Consider the following 2,060-nt stretch of genomic DNA (forward strand, 5'->3'; position numbering starts at 1 on the left):
TGCTGCAGGAGGGGCAAATCAATTTGATTAATAGCCGGCTTTACTTGCAATGCAAGCAAAGAAGGAAGGTCGAGTAATGACATTAGTAGTCCCCTTATATAAAATAAATAAAGCTCTGATGAAATTATATCATCAGAGCTGACATTAAAAACTAAGAGACAGCTAAAAGCTCGACTACACGGTATTGTTTAACGTCCCCCCGGCGAGGATTCCAGAGCTGTCGTTCCGGATGGCTTACGCCCTACTTTTACTATAATCAATTTTAGAGCAATTTATGCATATAGTCAATGGAATTTTACCTTCTTCCAGGTTGATAAAAGTCCCTTTTAGCCGGATTTGGGTCACGTCTTGAATAGCGTTCCATGGATCGAAAAAATCATACACCAGGATCCTCGACTCCCATTTTTTCATAGAATTCTTTTTGAGAGATCTTGCCCGTATAGAGCGCATAAAACAACTCTTTTTCCTCATCTTTAATTTCTATTCCCTCGATCCGGAAGTTCCCCTTCATCTTTTCAAATGCTCTCTCAAAATCTTTTGAAACTTCACTCATGTTATTTCCCTCCAAAATAATGATAGAATAAAAGAAAAATTGAGATACGGTGATTTTATGATGGAAGATAAAGATATAAATATTATGATCGGGGAAAATGTAAGGCGATTAAGACAACTAAACAAAATGACACTTCGCGATTTGGAAAAGGAAACGGGTGTCTCTCAACCTACACTTTACGGTATCGAGAACGGTCGAGGTGCAAAAGTTGCAACCTTAGTTAGAATCTGTCGTTTCTTTAAGGTATCCTTAGATCAGATTGTTCCAGAAACAACTATTTATTCACGTGACGAAGATCAGAGCTCAACTTTTTCAGTTAATGACATTAGTGCCGCGGATCTGAAATACCTAGAAACGATTCTGGACTCAAATGTCTTACCTCTATTGGAGGTCATTCTGCCGCTTAAAACGAAGTCGGATCAATTAGAAAAAGAAAAGAAACAACAGCTTAAAAACATCATCTATTCTATTGTTGAGGGTGCTGATCAAAAAAATGCCGGGTCCCAAGAATAAAAATCAAAACCTTGGATGCAGTGAAGCTGCAGCTGCTCGGAAAGCAATTGAAAAACGCTTCGGTGTTTCGTTCGCAGAATTCATTGGAGTACGAACCCCTGAAGTCCAGAAGCGGATTGATCGGTCCCTACAAAAAGAGACGTTAAAAATGGCGTCTAAGCTATTGATGGACGATGTGGCCGAGTGAACGGATAAAGTAAAAATGAATGCAAAAAGGCTCCCGTTTGGGAGCCTTACTTATTCGGATCATAGCAGGGCGGCGTATCCTGATCTCTGGTAACTTGCCCTTCGGCAAGCGCGTGGGGAACCTTTCCCACCTCTAATGATCCTTATTTTATAGTATTGGTAAAAAATCATTTTATATCACATACATAAATCTATGTGGTATAAAAATCATACCCCATGTAGTTTACGCAGTCAAGAGTTGCGGTTTTCGGAATTCCTTATGAATCCGTGCTATATGGCACCCAGCGCCTACTAGCCAAACGTTTTTGGAGCTTTGCTGTTCCGTTGGCTAAGTCATAAAAAGATGATACAAAAACGTATCCAGTAGGATCTAACTTGATAGCTAATAGCAGATGATCCTGAACAATTTTGACAAGCTCAATGCTGTTGGGTTCCTTCGGGTTTTTCCCAACGTAATCCGGACATGAAATCATTCCAGGAATGAGATGGCCATATTGCTCCAAGACCCCGGGGTGTCGTTTTCTAATGTGTTTTAGAGCACCTGGATATACCTTAACCTTTCCGTCCGAAAGATCTACCCCTGTCAACTTTTTAATAGCTTGGACATTAAGTTCCCCAACATCCTGAATATCAGTCCCATGAATATCTATCGTATACGATTCCAAAGCCTTTTTCCCCTTGTTCAAATTCATTATAACGCCCCCTATTTTTATTTAGTAAAGGCATTATACGAATATCAGCATGATTTCTTAACATAATGCTTGTTCGATGTGTGCCGAGGTTTATTACTTTAAAGCACTAGCATATG

3 protein-coding genes are annotated in these 2,060 nt (G+C 39.7%); 1 reads left to right on the forward strand and 2 read right to left on the reverse strand.

Annotation, left to right across the window (positions count from 1 at the left end; genetic code table 11):
• Nucleotides 1-376 precede the first annotated feature (376 nt).
• On the reverse strand, nucleotides 377-553 hold the full coding sequence (locus BFJ94_RS25555; RefSeq protein WP_162944425.1) for a hypothetical protein: 177 nt from the start codon (nucleotides 551-553) through the stop codon (nucleotides 377-379).
• 57 nt (nucleotides 554-610) lie between these two features.
• On the opposite strand from BFJ94_RS25555, the gene BFJ94_RS25100 reads away from it, so the two are divergent.
• Nucleotides 611-1,066, forward strand: a complete 456-nt coding sequence (locus tag BFJ94_RS25100; RefSeq protein WP_120465412.1) for a helix-turn-helix domain-containing protein — start codon at nucleotides 611-613, stop codon at nucleotides 1,064-1,066.
• A 443-nt stretch (nucleotides 1,067-1,509) separates the two neighbouring features.
• Here the strand turns inward: BFJ94_RS25100 and BFJ94_RS25110 are convergent, their stop codons facing one another.
• On the reverse strand, nucleotides 1,510-1,944 hold the full coding sequence (locus tag BFJ94_RS25110; protein WP_120465414.1) for a PBECR3 domain-containing polyvalent protein: 435 nt from the start codon (nucleotides 1,942-1,944) through the stop codon (nucleotides 1,510-1,512).
• Between the last annotated feature and the right edge of the window lie 116 nt (nucleotides 1,945-2,060).

The organism is Paenibacillus aceti (assembly GCF_003614185.1).
Taxonomy (GTDB): Bacteria; Bacillota; Bacilli; order Paenibacillales; family Paenibacillaceae; genus Fontibacillus; species Fontibacillus aceti.

Bases quoted from the DNA above. Each gene is read 5' to 3' on its own strand.
- BFJ94_RS25555 (WP_162944425.1), bottom strand. From the start codon at position 553: ATGAGTGAAGTTTCAAAAGATTTTGAGAGAGCATTTGAAAAGATGAAG.
- BFJ94_RS25100 (WP_120465412.1), top strand. From the start codon at position 611: ATGATGGAAGATAAAGATATAAATATTATGATCGGGGAAAATGTAAGG.
- BFJ94_RS25110 (WP_120465414.1), bottom strand. From the start codon at position 1,944: ATGAATTTGAACAAGGGGAAAAAGGCTTTGGAATCGTATACGATAGAT.